Below are 19,197 nucleotides of genomic sequence, written 5' to 3' on the forward strand. Positions count from 1 at the left end.
CTCGTTAAAGTACGATGTCGGTCCAGAGCTCGGACGGATCCGGCTCCGCGTCGTTCTGGGCAAATTCTGCGGCGTCGGCGACAACGTCGCGGACTTCCTTGTCGATGGCCTTGAGTTCGTCCTCACTTGCCCATTTCTTATCGAGCAGCCGCGCTTTGACCTGTTCGATCGGGTCACGTTCGGAGCGCATTTTCTGCACTTCTTCCTTGGAGCGGTATTTTGCCGGATCCGACATCGAATGGCCGCGGTAACGATAGGTCTGCATTTCGAGAATGAGCGGCCCATTGCCGGCGCGGCACCATTCGGCGGCGAGGTCGCCGGCGGCCTTCACGGCGCGCACATCCATGCCGTCGACCTGGATGCCTGGAATCTTGAAGGAGGCGCCGCGGTGCGAGAAATCCGTCTCGGCCGAAGAGCGCGAGACCGAGGTGCCCATGGCGTAGCGGTTGTTCTCGATGATGTAGATCACCGGAAGCTTCCACAGCGAGGCCATGTTGAAGCTTTCGTAGACCTGGCCCTGGTTCGCGGCGCCATCGCCGAAATAGGTCAGCGTCACATTGTTGTTGCCGCGATAACGGTTGGCGAAGGCAATGCCGGTGCCGAGCGACACTTGCGCGCCGACGATGCCGTGGCCGCCGTAAAAATGCTTCTCCTTGGAGAACATGTGCATCGAGCCGCCCTTGCCCCTGGACAGGCCGCTACGGCGCCCGGTCAGTTCGGCCATGACGCCGCGCGGCGACAACTCCATGGCCAGCATATGACCATGGTCGCGATAGGCGGTGATCATCTGGTCGCCATCGATCAGCGCCATCTTCATGCCGGTAACGACCGCTTCCTGGCCGATGTAGAGGTGGCAGAAACCGCCGATGAAGCCCATGCCGTAAAGCTGGCCGGCCTTTTCCTCGAAGCGGCGGATGAGCAGCATGTGCCGGTAGGCGGCAAGCTCCTGGTCCTTGGTGAACTCAACAGGCTTTGGGGTGGAAAGGCCCGGCGTTTTGCCGTCGGATTTGGATTTGGCAGGCGCTCTTCTGGTGGCGGTGGCCATGCATCACTCCCTGTTGGCGTCTCTTAGCGGACAGCGAGGGAGATCAGTTCTCCCACCGATTTGAGGCAGGCTAACATGCAGGGAAGGCTTTCGCCATGCCGAAAACGCATGGCTGTCATGCATCTAAGCAATTAAAATCATTGCAAATATCGCTGATTAACTGAGATCAGGTTATCTTGCGACCGGCAGCATGATGGTGATCTCGTCGGCGTGCGACAGATTAAGTGCCTTGCGCGCCTGCTCGTCCAGCATGTCCTTCTCCAGCGTGCCCTCATGCATCAGCTGAACGCGGCGCTCGAGGTCGATCCGGCGCGCCTTGACGGCATCGAGCCTGCCCTGCAATTCGGCAGTCTCGGCTTCGAGCTGATACTTGGAATAGATGCCGAACTCGCCATGATAGGCATGGAAGCCGAAATAAGTCAGGAACACCACGCAGAGCGAGGGGATGATCAGCCGGCCGGTGTTTCTTTGCTTGTGCTGGCGTGTCCACATGGTCCGAATCCTCTACGCCGCCTTTGTCGCCCGATTGTGCTTAATGGACGGTTACAGACCGTTGGATTCAGAGCCAGGAAGCAAAAAAGGGCGGGAATGTCCCCGCCCTCGCCGCCGCGGATTTTCTCTCGAAAATCAGCTTTTCACGATGGACTTGCCGGCATATCGCGCCTGCTTGCCGAGCTCCTCCTCGATGCGGATGAGCTGGTTGTACTTGGCCATGCGATCCGAGCGTGACAGCGAGCCCGTCTTGATCTGCCCGCAATTGGTGGCAACGGCGAGGTCGGCGATGGTCGAATCCTCGGTCTCGCCCGAGCGGTGCGACATCACCGCGGTATAGCCGGCCTTGTGCGCGGTCTCGACGGCGTCGAGCGTTTCGGTAAGCGAGCCGATCTGGTTGACCTTGACCAGGATCGAATTGGCGACACCCATGCGGATGCCGTCGCGCAGCCGCGCCGTGTTGGTGACGAACAGATCGTCGCCAACCAGCTGCGTTTGCTTGCCGATGAGATCGGTCAGTATTTTCCAACCGTCCCAGTCATCCTCCGCCAGGCCGTCCTCAATGGTGATGATCGGGTAGTCGGCAGCAAGCTTGGCCAGATATCTGGCCTGCGCCTTCGGGTCGCGGGTTTTCCTCTCGCCTTCATAGACGTAGTTGCCATCCTTGAAGAATTCGGTCGCCGCGCAGTCGAGGCCTAGCGCAACCTCCTCGCCGGGCTTGAAGCCAGCCTGCTCGATCGATTCCATGATGAAGTCGAGCGCGGCCGGCGCGCTCTTCAGGTTGGGGGCAAAGCCGCCCTCGTCCCCGACATTAGTGTTGTGGCCGGCGTCCTTCAGCTTCTTTCGCAGCGTATGAAAGATCTCCGAGCCCCAGCGCACGCCGTCGCGCAGCGTCGGCGCGCCGATCGGCAGGATCATGAATTCCTGGAAATCGATCGGGTTGTCGGCATGCGCGCCGCCATTGATGATGTTCATCATAGGCACCGGCAGCACATGGGCCTTGGTGCCGCCGACATAACGGTAGAGCGGCAGGTCGGCCGCTTCGGCCGCGGCCTTGGCCACCGCCAGCGACACGCCGAGGATGGCATTGGCGCCGAGCCGGCTCTTGTTGGGCGTACCATCGAGTTCGATCATGGTCTGATCGATATGGATCTGATTCTCTGCCTCCATGCCGCCGATCGCCTCGAACAGCTCGCCGTTCACCGCCTCGACCGCTGTCAGCACGCCCTTGCCGAGATAGCGGGGGCCGCCATCGCGCAGTTCGACCGCCTCATGCGCGCCGGTCGAGGCACCGGACGGCACCGCGGCGCGACCCATCGAGCCGTCTTCGAGCACGACGTCGACCTCGACGGTCGGATTTCCGCGGCTGTCCAGGATTTCACGCCCGACAATGTCGATGATGGCCGTCATTGCGATGTCCCCGATTGATCGATTGAAGCGTCGCGCACCTCTTAGCCAAAGTGCCGCAAAACGCAATCGGGGCACTTGCAAATATTGCCCGCGCGCTACGGGATTCACGAAGCACGAAGCGCTGTCATCATTTGTCATACGCGGCATGCCGGTTTCTGGTTTATGGCTGTTGTCGCGCGGGGCGAAACAGGAGGAGTTTCGCCATGTCCCAGTTGAGCGGTATTGTGAGTTTGTTCCTGATCGCGGCTGCGTTCCTGACGTCGTGCGACAATCAGCAACCCCCGCAGGGATCGTCGCCTTTGCCGACCCTGCAGACTGCGCAGTAGCATCCCGCCACATCGAAAGGCCCCCGTTTTCCCGGGGGCCTTTTTGATTCCAGGAGACTAGTCAGTGCCAGTAAGGTCAGTGCCAGTAAGGCTCGACCTTGTAGTAGTTGTATGAGGCGTCACGTGCGGCCTCGCCGTCGGCGCCGGTCAGCTCGTTGATCGAATAGGAAGGAGCGGCCATCAGCTGGTCTTTGGTGAACGGCACGACATAGCCGCCCTTGTTCTCATCATAGTCAAGGCTCGCCCACGGAATGGCATGGTATTTCTCGCCGATTCCGAGAAATCCGCCAAAACCGATCACGGCAAACATGATTCCGTTCGACAATTTGTCGAGCATGACGTCCTCGATGTCGCCGATATGAGTGCCTTCCGTATTGTAGACCGATGTGCCGATAACCCGCGAAGCGGCGATGGCTTCGGTGTGTCCCGTCTGGGTCGTCATGGTGTGCTCCTCGTCGTCGTTGACATTAGATTTTGACAATGAGGGCCGCGGGCTAAGGTTCCAGGCGGGTTCGAAATTCTTCAAAGTTTTCTTGGCCGCGCTGCTGTGGCGCAACTGCTGGTTCAACCCACGCTTTTGGCAATGCGATCGAACGCCATCAGCCGTTCAAGCAATGCGGGAAGATCCTTCAGCGGCACCATGTTGGGACCGTCGGAAGGCGCGTTGTCGGGGTCCTGGTGCGTCTCGATGAAGACGCCGGCGACGCCAACCGCGACGGCCGCGCGCGCCAGCGTCTCGACAAAGCGCCGGTCACCTCCAGACGAACCGCCCTGCCCACCCGGCTGCTGCACGGAATGGGTGGCATCGAAAATCACCGGCGCGCCGATCTCGGCTATGATCGGCAGCGCCCGCATGTCGGACACCAGGGTGTTGTAACCAAAGGATGCGCCGCGCTCGGTGACCAAGACATTGGCGTTGCCGGAGCCGATGATCTTGGCGACGACGTTCTTCATGTCCCACGGCGCGAGGAATTGCCCCTTCTTCACATTGACCACCTTGCCGGTTCTTGCCGCAGCAATCAGCAAATCGGTCTGCCGGCTAAGGAAGGCAGGAATCTGCAGGATATCAACATGCGGCGCGACGATCGCGCATTGTTCCTCGGTATGGACGTCAGTCAGGATCGGCAGCGAAAAATTCTTGCGCAAATCGTCGAAGATCGGCATTGCCGCTTCAAGTCCCGCACCGCGCGTGCCGCCAAGCGAGGTGCGATTGGCCTTGTCGTAACTGGTCTTGTAGACGAGCCCAATGCCGAGCCTTTCGGTCAGTTCCTTTAGCGCACCGGCCATGTCGAAAGCGTGCTGCCGCGATTCCAGCTGGCATGGACCGGCGATCAGCGACAGGGGCGCGCTGTTGCCGAAAATGACCTTGCCGACCGCAACGGAAGAGTTCGGCATCAGTGGATTGAGCTTGTTCATGCGATCTCCCGGAAAATGAAGGCTGCGCCCTGCCCTGGCGCCGGCGGCACGATGATATCACCGCCGCGCATGTGATGTTCGACGGAATTGGCTGCAAGCAGCTTGGCGACGGCATCGCCGTGCCTAATCGAAAAGACGATCCCAGCAAAGCGGAGTTCAGATGGTGCGCCGGCAGGAATGCCGAAGCGTGCCGAATAGGCTGCAGGATCCAGAACGGTCACGACGGCATTCGGCAGCTCATAGACAGTGCCGCCGCCCTGAGCCTCGATTCTGGCTGCGATCAAAATCACATTGCGTTGTTCGAAAGGTTCGCCACTGACTGCCACGACTTCGACAATGCCGGTTGCGCTATTAGCGTGGGCCTGCAACGCAGTGCGGTCGAGGTTCGGCGCATTGATCCGCTCGCAGGCGAAGAGAAAAGCGTCCGTTGTCTTGCCTGTAGCCGCGAAGGCCAGTTTGAACGATGCGGTGTCGCTCTTTCCCGCCGCATCGGTGAAGGCGCGCGAAAAGCTTAGCGCGTCTCCCGCCGACAGACCGGCTTCCATGTAGCGCGCGTGGTCCGCGGCGGCGCTTTCGGTGCCCAGCGCCACGGCAGAAAATCCTTCATCGCCGTTTTCTTCGCGATACGCGCGATCACGCGCGACAAAGACATTGCGGTTCGCGATCGCCGTTGCCACGGCCTGCCGGTCAGCGACCGCGAGCGGCTCGAGATAGGTACCGTCGGTGAGAAAGACACAGCAGTTTTCCGTTCCGAAAGGGTGGATACCTGTCGGCGCAACGGTAAAGCCGAGCGAGGTCAAGCGCGCCCGCGCAACATCGAGGCTCGCTGTCGGCAGCACCAGGTGATCGAGCGGACGAGGCCTTGCGGGGGTGTTCTCGGTCATGTCCCGCGCGATGTGCCTCATTCCTGACAATGGTTCAAGGGCTTGGCTGACGCCTCAGCGGCAAGACCACCTCAGCCCGTAGGGGACGGCGGCTCGTCAACTTGCAACGATGTCGGCCGAATAACGCAATTCGCGCAGAGGTTTGACCCGGCTGGTTGTCTCTGCATAGAGCGGATGCGCCTTGTAGGCGGCGAGCGCCGCTTCGTCCTCGAACTCGGCATAGACGACCACATCGATCTCATCCGAAAGCGGGTCGACCTTGGTGTTGAGCGTTACCTCGAAATGACGCGAATGAGGTATCTTGCCAAGCGCCAGGAGGCCCGTGCGCACTACCTCGACATCCGCTTTATGCCGTGCGCTGAAGAAAACGATATGCCGGATCAACCCAGCCTCCTCGACCGTTGGACCGGCGTTCTTTTGTGTCAGCGGCAGCGTGCCGTCAATCGGCAGGTTTGTCGCGTCTGCGAACCGTAGCAACGAAGAGAAACTACACCATGCTGGTTACATAGTGCACGATGCGGGTCACCTCCCTGACCGTCCTGTCGAGGTAGCGGCCTTGGTTGTAAATGCCGTCCCAGATCAGGAAAAAGGTGACAGTCGTGATGACGATGACATAACGCATGACTGAAACTAGCGCATATGGACGGTTGCAACCATAGCGATTCCAACGCTGCTGGGGACCCTCCACGGGAATCTTAGCCGCCTTTTGATCTGCTCTGCCGCCGTCAAAAAGTCCGATCGCGACGCAGGATGCGGCCATGACGGTCAATGGGAATCATCCCATGCGCAAACGAACGATCTCCCTCGTTGCAATTCTTGTTTCTGCAGGCGGCGTCTGGCTCAACAACACCTCACTGCTGTCGAGCCGGCCGGCCGGCACCCCTTCGGTGCTTGCCCATCGCGGCCTGGCTCAGGATTTCGACCGTACGAACCTCGGATCGGAAACATGCACGGCCGCTCGCATGCTGACGCCGCGCCATTCCTTCCTCGAAAACACGATACCGTCGATGGAAGCCGCTTTCGCGCTCGGTGCGGATGCGCTCGAACTCGATGTCCATCCCACTACGGACGGCAAGTTCGCCGTCTTCCACGATTGGACGCTGGATTGTCGTACCAACCTGCTCGGTCCCTATTCCGGCGGCGGCTTTTCACAAGGCCTCGACGACCCCGCCTCGATCGACCAACTGCCGGACGATTATTCCGGTGGGATTTCGACAGACGCGCTGGATCTGGTCATGCCTGCCGTCAAGCGGCGTTTCGGACCACCTGTTTGAAGAGGCACCTGTCTCAAATGGATTGGCCATATCGGGACAGTATCTTAGCGCTGAGACAGTTTCGAGCCGACGCTCAAATCCTCAAAGAGTGATGCGGTATTTTGCAAAGCCTGCTTCGCCCTCGCCCGCCGGCTCGATCTTCAGCGACTTCACTTGCGCAATGAAATCCTTCGCCTTGGCGCCGGTCTCGAATACGACGCTGGTTCCCGGTAGTGGCGCAAACGACCAGTTGGCGTCCGCCGACGGGTTGATGGTGCCTTTGCTGACGATATAGCGCACGATCACGTCGCGGTTGGTGTCGGGCGCTTCGTAGATGATTTTCGAGGCATTGATCTCCGGGAAATTGCCGCCGCCGCCGGCCCGGTAGTTGTTGGTGGCGACGACGAATTTCCGTTTTGGATCAATTGGTTTGCCGTTGAACATCAAGTCAATGATGCGGTTCGAGCCGGCGTTAACCAGCCCGCCCTTCGAATCATATTTCGGTGGCTGCGACAGATCGATCTTGTAAGTGACCCCGTCGATTACGTCGAAATTATAGGATGGGAAGTCAGTGTTGATGAGCGCCTGGTCGGCTTTTCCCGGTTCGATCCGGTTGAAGATGCCGGCCGACATTTCCAGCCATTCCTTCACCTCTGCTCCCGTGATTTCGACGGCGCGCACCGTGTTTGGATAGAGGTAGAGGTCGGCGACGTTCTTGATGGCGATATCGCCCACCGATACGTCGGTGTAATAGTCGGCGCCGTTGCGCCCGCCCGCCTTGAACGGTGCCGCCGCCGACAGCAGCGGCATATCCTTCCACTCGGTGTTCTTCAGGATGTCCTTCAAGTACCAAGTCTGCGCCTGGCTGACGATCTGCACCGACGGATCGTCAGCGACCAGGGCAAAATAGGAATAGAGCGGCGCCGAGGTTTTGCCGACCGGCCGGCGCACATAGGCAAGCGTCGCCTCGTGGTCCTGTTTGAGCCCGTCGACGATGCGCTGGTCGTCCGCGACGGTCGGCTTGTTCGTCTTGTCGACTCGCTCAAAGATAGGCCTGGCCTCAGAGGTCGCCGAGACGATTTTCCACGTCGATCCGTCGCGCTCCAGCAACAGATCGATCAGCCCCATATGCGAGCCCCAGAAGCCGGCCATGACGGCGGGCTTGCCTTGCAACGTGCCTTTCGCCGGATCGACGGCGTCCAGCGACTGAAAGTCCTTCTTGCCAGGGAAGACCAGATGCTGGTGACCGGTAAACACCGCATCGATACCTTCGACACCGGCAACGAAGAAGGAGGCATTCTCCATCATGTCGCTTTGCTTCACGTCGATGCCTGAATGGGAGAGTGCAATGACGATGTCGGCGCCTTCTTCCTTCATCTGCGGCACCCACGCTTTGGCCGCCTCGACGATGTCGCGCGTCTTGACGCTGCCTTCGAGATTTTTCAGGTCCCAGACCATGATCTGCGGCGGCACGAAGCCGATGATGCCGATCCTGATAGGCTGCTCGGCGCCCGATCCGTCCTTGATCTTCCTGTCGAGGATGACGTAAGGCTTGAGATAGAGCTTGTCGTCGCGCGGGTTCGCGGCAAGCTCCGTGCCGCGGATCAAATTCGCGCAGACGAACGGGAAATTAGCACCGGCCAGCACCTTGTCCATGAACGACAGGCCGTAGTTGAACTCGTGGTTGCCGAGCGTCGAGCATTCGTAGCCGAGCAGGTTCATGCCCTTCATGACCGGATGCAGATCGCCATCCTTCATCCCCCTCTCGTAGGCGATGTAGTCGCCCATCGGGTTGCCTTGCAGAAGGTCGCCATTATCGATCAGCATCGCGTTGGTTGCTTCCTTGCGCACGGCTTCAATCAATGATGCCGTTCGCGACAGCCCCATCGTGTCGTTGGCTTTGTCGGCGTAGTAGTCGTAAGGCAGCACGTTCACGTGGATGTCGGTCGTCTCCATAATCCTAAGATGCGCCTGATTGGCTTGAGCCCGGGCGGAGAACGGGTGTAGCATGATCAGCGCTCCGCTGGCGGCGACGCCGGCGAGGAAATCGCGGCGTGAGACGAGGTGGCGCAATTGGGACATTCGTTTTCTCTTTCTTCCACGACGTGACAGGTCCTGCCCGAAGCAAAGCTTCGCGCCGAAATCCAGCCGAGTCCAGAAGCCGATTCCATCAAGAGGAGGTGACGCGCCGATGAATGTCCGGCAGCGAACAATCAGCCCTTATCGTCGTCACCCTGGGTGATCAGCCGAGCGCTGCGCTGACCGGTGAAGTAGATCCATAGCCAGCTCAGGGAAACCGCAAGCCGGTTACGAAAGCCGATCAGGAAGTAGATATGCGCCAAGCCCCATAACCACCAGGCAAGCCGGCCGGTAAGCTTGATCCAGCCGAAATCGATGGCCGCCGCGCGTTTGCCTATCGTCGCCAAATCGCCGTCATGCCTGTAGCTGAAAGGACGCGGTGTCGCGTCACCGGCAAGCCTTGCCCTGATCGTCGCGGCGACGTGCCGTCCCTGTTGCTTGGCGGCGGGCGCGACGCCCGGCACCAGCCGGCCATCCGGCCGCAGGACGTGCGCTGCGTCACCGATGACGAAAATCTCCGGGTTTCCCGGCACACTCAGGTCGGGTTCGACAAGCACCCTGCCCGCGCGGTCCGCTGCCGCGCCGAGCCATTCGGCGGCCGGCGAAGCGGCGACGCCCGCCGCCCACAGGATTGTCCTGGCCGGCAAATGTGTGTCGCCGAAGACGACACCCTCGGCATCGCAGCGCGTAACCGCCCTGCCGAGTTCGACGGTCACGCCGAGCCGCTCGAGCGCCTTCGTGGCATAATCGGAGAGTTCCGGCGCGAAATTGGCAAGGATGCGTTCGCCGGCCTCAATCAGCACCACACGCGTCTGCCGCGTGTCGATGTTGCGGAACTCGCCGCGCAGGGTGTCGTGTGCCAGTTCGGCAATGGTGCCGGCCAGTTCCACGCCGGTCGGCCCGCCGCCGACGATCGCCAGCGTCAGCAATGCCTGGCGCTTGGCGGGATCGGTTTCCCGCTCGGCCTCCTCGAAAGCCAAAAGAATACGCCGTCGAATGGTGGTGGCGTCCTCCAGCGTCTTCAGGCCCGGGGCGAATGGCTCCCATTCGTCATGGCCGAAATAGGCGTGCCGCGCGCCGGTGGCCAGCACCAGCGTGTCGTAAGCGACCGTGCCGCCGTCCTGCAGCAGCACCCGCTTGCCGGTGCGGTCGATGCCAGTCACAGTCGCAAGCAGCGTCGTCACATCATTGCGCCTGCGCAGGAGATGGCGGATCGGCCAGGCCACTTCGGAGGTGGCCAGCGCCGTCGTCGCCACCTGGTAGAGCAGCGGCTGAAAAAGGTGATGATTGCGCCTGTCGATCATGGTGATGCGCACCGGTGCGCCGGCAAGTGCGCGGGTGAACTCGAGGCCGCCGAAACCGGCACCTACGACGACGACGTGATGGTTGGCTGTGTTCATCTCACTCATCCCTCTCGCCAAGACTGATGTAAGTATCGTTGTGCAGTGCAGCAATGGCTGCGCTGCAACTGCCTGGGACTCGTCTCTTGATGTCGTGAATACGCATGCTGCAGGCTCATTCCCGGATATAGCCTACGTCCAGGATACGACTTGGTTGGAACTGTATATTGCAGGTGAAGCATGGCTAGGGATGAAGACGAAGGCTCAGCGCAGTACGCCTCGCCGCCTTGTTTTATGCACGAGCTCGACCCGGAGTTCCAAGCGCCGCTATCCGACTGGACCGACGTAAAGCGCTGGCGCAAGGCCGAGCGCGAGCGGTTGATCGCATCCCGCCTTGCCGTTTCAGCCGACACGCGCGCAGCCATGTCGCAGCGCATTGCCGAAGGGCTCGACGCGGTGATCGGCGACGTCGCCGGCCGCATGGTCAGCCTCTATTGGCCGTTTCGCGGCGAGCCGGACCTGCGCCCGTGGATGGAAACCGTTAACGCGCGGGGCGGGCGCACGGCGTTGCCCGTCGTCGTGGAGAAAGACCGGCCGCTTGTCTTTCGCGCCTATACCCACGGAGACCGGCTGGAGAAGGGCGTCTGGAATATCCCGATACCGGCCGAGGGCGATCCGGTGCTGCCTGACATCGTCATTTCGCCGATTGTCGGCATCGATCCCGGGCAGTTTCGCCTGGGTTATGGCGGCGGTTTCTTCGATCGCACGCTTGCGGCTATGCCCTTCAAACCGCTGGTCATCGGCGTCGGCTACGAAGTGCAGCGGATCGCCACCATCTACCCGCAGCCGCACGACATTCCGATGGACCGTGTGGTGACCGAGGCATTCAACACCTAGGCGAGTTCGGGGCCTAGGCGAGTTCAGGCTTCATTCCCACGGCCGTGCGATCGACGATTTCGCGCAAGGCAAAAGACGAATTGATCTTCGTCACATGCGGCATTGCCGACAGCCACTCCTTGTGGATACGTTCGTAGTCGACGAGATCCTTTGCCGCGATGCGCAGGATGTAGTCATATTCGCCCGACATCAAATGGCAGGACAGGACGTTCGGGCAGCGCTTTATCGCCGCCTCGAAATCCGACAACGTCTTCTCGAATTGCCCGGACAGCGATATATGCACGATCGCCGTCATCTGGTGCCCAAGTGCAGCATTGGAAAGCCGGGCATGATAGCCGCGGATGGTTCCGGATTTTTCCAGATTGTCCAGTCGCCGCGAACAGGCCGACTGCGACAGGCCAACCTTCTCGGCGAGCGCTGCGTTCGGTATCCGCCCGTCTTTCTGCAATGTCTCGAGAATGGCGATATCAATCCTGTCGAGCGGCATTTTTGCGGGTTCCTGCGACAATTCTAATGTTTTGCGCAACGATTATCGAACAGTGGCCTCTCAGGCAAGCGCATTCGCAAACACCTACCGAGCGATTCGTGGTTCACTATCTCTAGACAGGGAACAGCCCCAAAAAGGGGGCGGATCAGGAGAAAAAAATGCGCGTCGGTTGCCCCCGGGAAATCAAGAACCATGAATACCGCGTCGGCCTGACACCCGGTTCGGTCCGCGAATATGTCGCGCATGGCCATGAAGTGCTGGTCGAGACCGGCGCGGGCGCCGGCATCGGCGCCGACGACAACGCGTATCGTGCCGCCGGCGCCACGATTGCCAAGACGGCCGCCGACGTGTTTGCCAAGTCGGACATGATCGTGAAGGTCAAGGAGCCGCAGCCCAACGAATGGGTTCAGCTCCGCGACGGCCAGATCCTCTATACCTATCTGCATCTTGCTCCGGATCCGGAGCAGACCAAGGGCCTGCTGGCCTCCGGCGTGACCGCAATAGCTTACGAGACCGTCACCGACGAGCGCGGCGGCCTGCCGCTCCTAGCACCGATGTCGGAAGTCGCCGGCCGCCTGTCGATCCAGGCGGGCGCCACGGCGCTGCAAAAGGCCAATGGTGGCCGCGGTGTGCTACTTGGCGGCGTGCCCGGCGTGCTGCCCGGCAAGGTCACTGTGCTCGGCGGCGGCGTCGTCGGCCTGCATGCCGCACGGATGGCGGCCGGCCTTGGCGCCGACGTCACTATCATCGACCGCTCGATCCCGCGCCTGCGTCAGCTCGACGACATCTTTGGCGGCCGCGTCCACACCCGCTACTCGACCGTCGAGGCGCTGGAGGAAGAATGTTTTTCGGCTGACATCGTCGTCGGCGCCGTGCTGATCCCGGGGGCAGCAGCACCCAAGCTGGTGACGCGCGAAATGCTGTCGGGCATGAAGAAAGGCGCCGTGCTGGTCGACGTCGCCATCGACCAGGGCGGCTGTTTCGAGACCTCGCACGCCACGACCCATGCCGAGCCGACCTATGAGGTTGACGGCGTCATCCACTATTGCGTCGCCAACATGCCGGGTGCGGTGCCGGTCACCTCGGCCCACGCGCTCAACAATGCGACGCTGCATTATGGCCTGCAGCTCGCCGACAAGGGCCTCAAGGCGCTGGTAGACGACCACCATCTGCGCAACGGGCTGAACGTCCACAAGGGCAAGATCACGAATCGCGCAGTGGCCGAAGCGCTCGGTTACGAGCTGGTCGAGCCGAAGGCCGTTCTCGCCGCCTGAGCTGTCCGAATCTGCCTCTCCAGTGCCCGTCGGATTCGTCCGACGGGTTTTTTCTTATGTCGAAAAACTGAAAAGTGTCGAGGCGCGCGGAATGACCGGACAACAAAAAAGCGGAGCCAAAGCCCCGCTTCCTCGGTTGTCGAAAATTCCCGCCGGTTCATCCGCGGTCGGCAAATCGATCGACAGTCTCTTTCTACCGCCGGTATGCGACGGGAGTACGACAGCCCCAAGCCGGTGCAGCCTGTCCGGTTACCCGCGGTCGATCCGGCACTGATAGCAATTGTTGCGCGCCGAGCGGATGTGGACGTAAGCGATGTCGTCGCGTTCGAACAACGTCTCTGCCCGTGCGGCAATGGCGTCGGTCGGAATTACGCCGCCGCTGCCGTAAACGATGCGGTCGTCCTTGCCATAACCGCGCACGATGTAATCGCTGCTTTCGAGCATTTCGGGAAGCAACTCAACCTCGACAGCGCGTTCGCATTCTTCAGCATGAAGAAAGATCGGCCCGGTTTCGGCATAAGGCTGCAGCTCCGGAAAAGGCCGATACGCCAGAACAAGATAGGCCTCTCCTGTAGCAACGTTCTTCAGGCAGTGACGGCAAGGCACGCCGTCGCCGTCCGAAATCTGCCGCTCTGGCTTAAGGCCATAAGCATCCGCCCCGCCGCGCTGAAGTGCCCGGACGGCATCGGTTGGCAAGGCTTTGAATTTTAGCGTCATGGCATAATCTCCGGTGTTTCGACTGGAGATTATGCCTCCCATGCAGAGCTTCCCACCCGATTCCTGCCGAAACGGATCAATCCATCAGCGCGTCGAGACCACGAACCAGACCTTTGATCTGCTGTACCCGTCTGATGGCGAGCAGCGTGCCCGCCACATAAGGCGCCGCGGACGAACCAGCGTCGTGGCGGATGGTCAGCCGCTCGTCTGGCAGGCCGAACAGCGCCTCGCAGGACAGGATGTAGGACGGCAGGCGAAGCGCGTGCACTTGCACCCCCTCGCCTGCGCCGACCGCACCACCGCGTGTAGCGGGCACGCCAGAGACCTCGGAGACCGGCTTTGCCGTTGAGGCCTTGCGGATGTCGGCCAGCGCCTCAGCAAGCTCCCGTGCGGTACCGGAGGGCGCGTCGGGCTTCTTTGCACTGGCATAATCGATGACCTCGACATCCGGCACGTATTTTGCCGCCATAAGTGCAAACCGCTTCATCAGCGTGGCGGTGATGGAAAAGTTGCCGGCGGCAACGACGCCGACGCCTTTGGCGCGCGCCGCGGCGTCGATCTCGGCATAGTCGGCAGCACCCAGTCCCGACGTGCCGATCACCGTGTGCCGTCCCTTGTCGATGGCGAGCAGCACATGGTCTTTCACGACATGCGGCTTGGTGAAGTCGACCAGCACGTCCGACGGCGCCTCCAGCGCCTCGGCCAGCGTGGCCGAAACGGTGATACCATTAGCCGGCATGCCAACCAGCAGGCCGGAATCCTGCCCCGCGCCGCTGCGTGACACAGCCCCGGCCAGCGCCATGTCGCCTTGCGCTCCGATCGCCGGAACCAGCGCCTTGCCGACCCAGCCGGTCGCGCCGGCCATTACCACGCGTATTGCCATCGTGCGATCCTCCATCGGTTTTTAGACGATAGCGATATGGAAAGAGCCAAGCTCATTCAAGTCGGGTCCGCCTTTGAGTGTTGATCCAGAGACCCTGGGACGTGGCAACGACAAGCTGAAGCTTGGATGAACGGGCCTGAAAAAATCAAGGCCGCATGACGCTGGCCGCCCGCTCGGCAAAAGACATTGGATGTACGACCTCCTTTTTTTGCGCCACTGGCGTAAAGCCGAGTTTTTGATAGAGCGGCAGTGCCGCTGGGTGATCGAGGGTGCAGGTCTGCACGGTCACCCGCTTTGGCCCGTGCGACCAGGCTGCGGCGATCGCCGCACCGAGGAACCAGCGGCCGATGCCTTGCCCGGTCGCGTGCTCCATCATTCCGAAATAAGCGAGTTCGACTTCCTCCGGCAAATGCGGCTTGAGATCGAAGAAGCCGGCCGGCGCACCATCCAGATAAAGCACCCTGATATCGCGATCCTCGCGGTGGATGCCCGCCGCAAGCTCCTCATCGCTCAGCCTCAGCACATTGACCCAGTGCCATTTGCGGCCCACCCGATCCATCAAATAGCGGTAGAAATGCAGCGGAATGTCTTTGGTCTTGAGCAGCGCGATCTGGCGGTTGTACGGCAGCGGCGGCGAATAGGCAGGCGGCACATGCATTTCGAGAAACGTCACGGTGACGTCGATGTCTTCCAGCGATCCGTCTTCCATCACTGTCAGTCCTTGTCCGTCACGACGGGCGTGTCGGAAAGCCCGCCCCATTCGGTCCATGAACCGTCATAAAGCCTGTTATCGGCATGGCCAAGCGTCTCCAAAGCCAGCGTGATGGCTGCCGCGGTGACGCCCGACCCGCAGGAGGTGACGACCGGCTTCGACAGGTCGATGCCGGCGTCCTCGATCACTTTACGCAGCCTGTCCTTGGGCAACAATTCGCCGTTATCCGAAAGCGCCGAAAACGGCACGTTGTGCGCGCCCGGCATATGGCCGGAGCGGATGCCGGGGCGCGGCTCCGGCTCGGTGCCGGCAAAACGGCCAGGCGAGCGCGCGTCGGCGATCTGGCTTTCCCCCGTCTCGACGATCCGGCGCATGTCGGCAAGGCTGGCGACGCGGGCGGCATCGAAGTTGGCATAAAACACGCAAGGCGCGATCTTCGTCGGCTCCGCCGTCACCGGCCGTCCGGCGGCTTTCCAACGATCGAAGCCGCCGTCGAGTATATAGACCTGGAACACGCCCATGACGCGAAACAACCACCAGGCGCGCGGTGCAGAAAAGAACCCTGGCCCGTCGTAGACAACAATCGTGTCATCGGCCGAAATACCCATCGCGCCGACATATTGCGCGAAATGCTGCGGCGACGGCAGCGTATGCGGCAGAGCCGCGTCGGGGTCCGAAACCGCATCCTGGTCGAGGAAGCCGGCCCCTGGAATATGCGCTGCGTCATACTCGGCGCGCGCGTCACGCTTTTGCGCCGGCAGATACCAGGACGCGTCGACGATCGTCAGGCCGGGCTCGCCGAGCCGCTTCTGCAACCAATCGGCATCGATGGTGAAAGGACTGTCGTCGGCCATCTTTTCTCTCCTGTCCCGCCTGTCGCAGTCCTATATCAGGCTGGCGGCATAGGACCAAAGCGAATGCGGAAGCGCCGGTTCTCGCGGCCCTTCTTCTCGATCTTGCCGATATGGATCTCGCCGATTTCGCCGGTGCTCTTTACATGGGTGCCGCCGCAAGGCTGGCTGTCGATCGAAGCGTTCTCGCCGATGCAGACCAATCGGATCTTTCCCGTGCCGGCCGGAGGGCGCACATTCTTGGATTTCACCAGGCCCGGATTGGATGCCAGTTCCTCGTCGGAAATGAGCCGGGTGAAGATCGGGTGGTCGGCTCGCACCAGCTCCATCAGTCTGGCCGTCACGTCTTCCTTGGTAAAGCCGGCGTCCGGGATGTCGAAATCGATACGGCTGTCGTCCTCGGAAACCGCGGCGCCGGTGATCGGGAATGGACAGACGACGGTAAGCAGGTGGCAGGCAGAATGCATGCGCATCAGCAACTGCCGCTGCGGCCAGTCGATGGCGAGCCTTAGGCGCTCGCCCACCTTTGGAACTGTCTGCTCCGGCGCCGGCACATGGATGATCTCGTCCTTGGTTTCGCCGGTGATCGTAGCGGCAATCGCTATGCCGGTGCCGTCGGCGCGTTCGAGGCTGCCGGTGTCGCCTGGCTGCCCGCCCGATGTGGCGTAAAACACCGTCCGGTCCAGAATGATGCCGCCGCGATCGTTGACTGCGACGACGGTGGCGTCGGCCGTCCCCAGATAGGCGTCGTCACGAAATAACGCCTCGGTCTTGTGCGCCATCACGCAACCCTTTCGAACGGTACCGAAATCGTGCTCTGTTGCTCCATCCAGCCCGGCACCGGCAGCTTCTTTTCGCGCAGGAATTCAGGATTGAACAGCTTCGACTGGTAGCGCGTGCCGTAGTCGCAAAGCATGGTCACGATGGTGTGGCCGGGGCCTAGCTCGCGCGCCAGGCGAATGGCGCCGGCAATGTTGATGCCCGTCGAACCGCCAACGCAAAGCCCCTCCTCCTGGATCAGGTCGAATACGATCGGCAGCGCGTCCTCGTCGGGGATCTGGAAGGCAAAATCGGGTGTAAAGCCTTGGAGGTTGGCGGTGATCCGCCCCTGCCCGATGCCTTCGGTGATCGAACTGCCCTCGGATTTCAGCTCGCCGCTGGTGTAGAAGGAATAGAGCGCTGCCCCCAGCGGATCGGCCAGCGCGATCTTGACCTCGTTGTTTTTGGCCTTCAGCCCGAAACCGACGCCTGCCAGAGTGCCGCCGGAACCGACCGCCGACACGAAACCATCCACCTTGCCGTCGGTCTGGTTCCAGATTTCTTCGGCCGTGGTGCGGATATGGCCGTCACGGTTGGCGACATTGTCGAACTGGTTGGCCCAGATCGCGCCGTTCGGCTCGCTCTTCGCCATCTGCTCGGCCAGCCGGCCCGACAGCTTCACGTAGTTGTTCGGGTTCTTGTAAGGCACGGCGGGCACTTCGATCAGCTCGGCACCGAGCAGTTTGATCGTATCCTTCTTCTCCTGGCTCTGGGTGTCGGGAATGACGATCACCGTGCGGTAGCCGAGCGCCTTGGCAACCAGTGTCAATCCGATGCCGGTATTTCCAGCCGTCCCCTCGACGATGACGCCGCCGGGCCGCAGCAGCCCGCGCTGCTCCGCATCGCGGATGATAAACAGGCCGGCGCGGTCCTTTACCGACTGCCCGGGATTCATGAATTCGGCCTTCCCCAGGATCTCGCAGCCGGTTGCTTCCGAGGCCTTGTTGAGGCGGATCAGGGGCGTGTTGCCGATCACGTCGATCACAGAACGGGGCATGGAGATTCCTTTGTGGGTGCGGCGAAACCCTAGAAACCCGAAGCTTCGGTTTCAAGGCAAGAATTTGCCTGGTCCAGTCGCATTTCGCACACTGCAATTCCTGCAGCCAGGCGCGCCCGGCCGGTATTCATTTCAACCATGTACCGAAAAGCACTCTTTTCATTCGATTTCTTCACCGTTAGAGCACAAGCTAAGAAGAGCCGGCGGGGCGCAGCATGACACTCTATCGGGCCAATCCGAAGCATGGCGTCGCCTGGATTACGGGCGGCAGCAGCGGTATCGGCCGTTCGCTGACCAAGGATCTTGCCGCTCGGGGCTATGTCGTCGCGGTGACTGCGCCAGATGATCATCCGATCGATACGCTCATCGTCGAAACGGCGCAGATGGCGGGCCGTGTCGCGGCCTATCCTTGCGACGTGACCGACGAAAAACGTATGGCGAAGACGGTTGCAGCGATCGAGAAAGATCTCGGTCCGATCGTGTTGGCAGTGTTCAACGCTGGAAGCTATATCGCAACGCCGGGCGAGGATCTTGTGGCGCACAATTTCCGTCGGTCTTTCGAGGTCAATTATTTCGGCATCATCAATGGCCTGGTGCCCGTCATCGAACGCATGCGCGTACGCTCGCGCGGCCATGTCGTACTGATCGGTTCGGTCACCGCCTATTTCGGCTGGCCGACCACCGCCGCCTATGGCGGCACCAAGGCGGCAGTCAATATCCTGGCCGAGTCGCTGAAATACGATTTCGACAAGATGAACGTCCGCATCCAGGTGATTAATCCGGGCTTTGTCGACACGCGGCTGACCGAAAAGAACTTCCTGCCGATGCCGGGCTTGATGCCGGTCAATCTGGCCTCGCGCCGCATCGCGCAGGGCATCGAATACGGCGGCTTCGAAGTCACTTTCCCACGCCGCCTGAGCTGGACGCTGAAGCTGCTCAGGATGCTGCCGAGGCCGTTCTGCCGATGGGTGATCAGCACGGTCACCCGCTGGAATGCGCGGCCGCTGAATTTCGACCGCAAGCCACCGGTCGAGTAGGATCCAGGATGGAGCGACGATCATGTTTGCGGTCGCTGTGGCGCCACGTCATTGCCGGCGACGCGCTGTCGCCGTCGACCACGGCTTTCCTCGCGTAGCGGATCGTCGTGTGGATCGAGGCGGTGGTAAAGTGAACCAAAGGCCTCAAGCAAGAGGGGGGCCCCGGGGTACCGGCCGGGGGCCCTTTTAAAAGTTGTATAACAAAACCCCCATTGGCCGCATTCAACGCGGGAAAATTTTTTCGCCCCCCGGCCCGGCCCCTTGCCCCCCACCGGCGG

General features: G+C 61.2%; 20 protein-coding genes and 1 pseudogene. 4 read left to right on the forward strand and 17 right to left on the reverse strand.

The genetic code is table 11. The features are described from left to right. Positions 1-4: 4 nt before the first annotated feature. The 8 genes from pdhA to NKJ46_RS20300 form a co-directional block, all read right to left on the reverse strand. Positions 5-1,045: a pyruvate dehydrogenase (acetyl-transferring) E1 component subunit alpha gene (gene pdhA, locus NKJ46_RS20265; RefSeq protein ID WP_352491368.1), complete on the reverse strand. Its 1,041-nt coding sequence runs from the start codon at positions 1,043-1,045 to the stop codon at positions 5-7. Positions 1,046-1,216: 171 nt separating this feature from the next. Further along, a complete protein-coding gene (locus NKJ46_RS20270) occupies positions 1,217-1,537 on the reverse strand; it encodes an FtsB family cell division protein (protein WP_292655325.1) in 321 nt (106 codons plus the stop codon). A 135-nt stretch (positions 1,538-1,672) separates the two neighbouring features. After that, positions 1,673-2,947, reverse strand: a complete 1,275-nt coding sequence (eno, locus tag NKJ46_RS20275) for a phosphopyruvate hydratase (protein ID WP_352666837.1) — start codon at positions 2,945-2,947, stop codon at positions 1,673-1,675. A gap of 402 nt (positions 2,948-3,349) precedes the next feature. Further along, positions 3,350-3,715 carry a PRC-barrel domain-containing protein gene (locus tag NKJ46_RS20280; protein ID WP_023675091.1) on the reverse strand — a complete coding sequence of 122 codons (366 nt, stop codon included), beginning with the start codon at positions 3,713-3,715 and terminating at the stop codon, positions 3,350-3,352. A gap of 122 nt (positions 3,716-3,837) precedes the next feature. Further along, complete coding sequence (kdsA, locus tag NKJ46_RS20285; RefSeq protein ID WP_352666840.1) at positions 3,838-4,689, reverse strand: 3-deoxy-8-phosphooctulonate synthase; 852 nt, start codon at positions 4,687-4,689, stop codon at positions 3,838-3,840. After that, positions 4,686-5,573, reverse strand: coding sequence for a VOC family protein (locus NKJ46_RS20290; RefSeq protein WP_352666842.1), 888 nt, complete (start codon positions 5,571-5,573; stop codon positions 4,686-4,688). The genes kdsA and NKJ46_RS20290 overlap by 4 nt, the downstream gene beginning before the upstream one ends. 96 nt (positions 5,574-5,669) lie before the next feature. After that, the gene (locus NKJ46_RS20295) at positions 5,670-5,957 is read right to left on the reverse strand and encodes a Dabb family protein (RefSeq protein WP_352666844.1); all 288 of its coding nucleotides are present in this window, start codon (positions 5,955-5,957) and stop codon (positions 5,670-5,672) included. A gap of 103 nt (positions 5,958-6,060) precedes the next feature. Next, a complete protein-coding gene (locus tag NKJ46_RS20300; RefSeq protein ID WP_352666884.1) occupies positions 6,061-6,333 on the reverse strand; it encodes a hypothetical protein in 273 nt (90 codons plus the stop codon). 22 nt (positions 6,334-6,355) lie between these two features. Between NKJ46_RS20300 and NKJ46_RS20305 the strand changes: the two are divergent. Beyond that, a pseudogene (locus tag NKJ46_RS20305) lies at positions 6,356-6,691 on the forward strand (glycerophosphodiester phosphodiesterase family protein); the annotation flags it as partial. Positions 6,692-6,928: 237 nt separating this feature from the next. On the opposite strand, the gene NKJ46_RS20310 reads toward NKJ46_RS20305, so the two are convergent. Both NKJ46_RS20310 and NKJ46_RS20315 read right to left on the reverse strand, forming a co-directional pair. Then, complete coding sequence (locus NKJ46_RS20310; protein WP_352666847.1) at positions 6,929-8,908, reverse strand: bifunctional 2',3'-cyclic-nucleotide 2'-phosphodiesterase/3'-nucleotidase; 1,980 nt, start codon at positions 8,906-8,908, stop codon at positions 6,929-6,931. Between the two features lie 131 nt (positions 8,909-9,039). Next, complete coding sequence (locus NKJ46_RS20315; protein ID WP_352666849.1) at positions 9,040-10,305, reverse strand: NAD(P)/FAD-dependent oxidoreductase; 1,266 nt, start codon at positions 10,303-10,305, stop codon at positions 9,040-9,042. A gap of 180 nt (positions 10,306-10,485) precedes the next feature. Between NKJ46_RS20315 and NKJ46_RS20320 the strand changes: the two genes are divergently transcribed. Continuing rightward, on the forward strand, positions 10,486-11,142 hold the full coding sequence (locus tag NKJ46_RS20320) for a 5-formyltetrahydrofolate cyclo-ligase (protein ID WP_352666851.1): 657 nt from the start codon (positions 10,486-10,488) through the stop codon (positions 11,140-11,142). 13 nt (positions 11,143-11,155) lie between these two features. Here NKJ46_RS20320 and NKJ46_RS20325 read toward each other — a convergent pair whose 3' ends face one another. Beyond that, complete coding sequence (locus NKJ46_RS20325; RefSeq protein WP_023675099.1) at positions 11,156-11,629, reverse strand: Lrp/AsnC family transcriptional regulator; 474 nt, start codon at positions 11,627-11,629, stop codon at positions 11,156-11,158. Positions 11,630-11,787: 158 nt separating this feature from the next. On the opposite strand from NKJ46_RS20325, the gene ald reads away from it, so the two are divergent. Continuing rightward, complete coding sequence (gene ald, locus NKJ46_RS20330) at positions 11,788-12,903, forward strand: alanine dehydrogenase (RefSeq protein ID WP_352491375.1); 1,116 nt, start codon at positions 11,788-11,790, stop codon at positions 12,901-12,903. Positions 12,904-13,152: 249 nt separating this feature from the next. On the opposite strand, the gene NKJ46_RS20335 is transcribed toward ald, so the two are convergent. The 6 genes from NKJ46_RS20335 to NKJ46_RS20360 form a co-directional block, all read right to left on the reverse strand. Beyond that, positions 13,153-13,620 (reverse strand): DUF1203 domain-containing protein, encoded by a 468-nt coding sequence (locus tag NKJ46_RS20335; RefSeq protein WP_352666854.1) that lies wholly within the window; start codon positions 13,618-13,620, stop codon positions 13,153-13,155. A gap of 76 nt (positions 13,621-13,696) precedes the next feature. After that, positions 13,697-14,503 carry a 4-hydroxy-tetrahydrodipicolinate reductase gene (gene dapB, locus NKJ46_RS20340; RefSeq protein WP_352666856.1) on the reverse strand — a complete coding sequence of 269 codons (807 nt, stop codon included), beginning with the start codon at positions 14,501-14,503 and terminating at the stop codon, positions 13,697-13,699. A 145-nt stretch (positions 14,504-14,648) separates the two neighbouring features. After that, the gene (locus tag NKJ46_RS20345) at positions 14,649-15,212 is read right to left on the reverse strand and encodes a GNAT family N-acetyltransferase (protein ID WP_352448953.1); all 564 of its coding nucleotides are present in this window, start codon (positions 15,210-15,212) and stop codon (positions 14,649-14,651) included. Positions 15,213-15,217: 5 nt separating this feature from the next. Further along, positions 15,218-16,069: a 3-mercaptopyruvate sulfurtransferase gene (gene sseA / locus NKJ46_RS20350; RefSeq protein ID WP_352666859.1), complete on the reverse strand. Its 852-nt coding sequence runs from the start codon at positions 16,067-16,069 to the stop codon at positions 15,218-15,220. A 35-nt stretch (positions 16,070-16,104) separates the two neighbouring features. Beyond that, a complete protein-coding gene (locus tag NKJ46_RS20355) occupies positions 16,105-16,848 on the reverse strand; it encodes an alanyl-tRNA editing protein (protein ID WP_352666861.1) in 744 nt (247 codons plus the stop codon). Beyond that, positions 16,848-17,882, reverse strand: a complete 1,035-nt coding sequence (locus NKJ46_RS20360) for a cysteine synthase A (RefSeq protein ID WP_352666863.1) — start codon at positions 17,880-17,882, stop codon at positions 16,848-16,850. Before NKJ46_RS20360 ends, NKJ46_RS20355 begins: the two co-directional genes overlap by 1 nt. Before the next feature lie 215 nt (positions 17,883-18,097). Here NKJ46_RS20360 and NKJ46_RS20365 point away from each other — a divergent pair, with 215 nt between their 5' ends. Next, positions 18,098-18,919 (forward strand): SDR family oxidoreductase, encoded by an 822-nt coding sequence (locus NKJ46_RS20365; protein WP_352666866.1) that lies wholly within the window; start codon positions 18,098-18,100, stop codon positions 18,917-18,919. Positions 18,920-19,197: the final 278 nt, after the last annotated feature.

The organism is Mesorhizobium sp. M0166 (assembly GCF_040322255.1).
Lineage (GTDB): Bacteria > Pseudomonadota > Alphaproteobacteria > Rhizobiales > Rhizobiaceae > Mesorhizobium.